The sequence below is a fragment of the Telluria sp. AZSoR62 genome (assembly GCF_058111565.1).
In genome coordinates, this window is the sequence record NZ_JBYTST010000271.1 from 1 (window position 1) to 281 (window position 281).

The window sequence follows — 281 nt, forward strand, 5'->3', positions numbered from 1 at the left end:
GTGGCGCTGCGGCAGGCGAAAGCATTGGCCAGCTGGCCAAGCACGACGGCGGTGAAGGCGGCTCCGGACGCCGCCATCACCAGATCGGCGTCCTGGGGGTCTCCGCGCGTCCACCCACCGCCAAACAACACCACCGAAAACACCATCATTTCCATGGCCGCTTCCACGGGACCCAGCACGCAGAACACCCGGAACATCAGCCGGCGGTCCATCAGATGCCGTCTTTCGGGTGGCCGCTTCAGCACACCTTTTCCTGGCGGTTCGCCGCCCAGGGCGAGGGC

At 66.9% G+C, this 281-nt stretch carries 1 protein-coding gene; it reads right to left on the reverse strand.

Going from position 1 to position 281, the window contains the following annotated elements:
• The coding region (locus AC3XQU_RS23775; RefSeq protein ID WP_489876598.1) for a cation-translocating P-type ATPase C-terminal domain-containing protein at window positions 1-281 on the reverse strand (281 nt) is incomplete at both ends.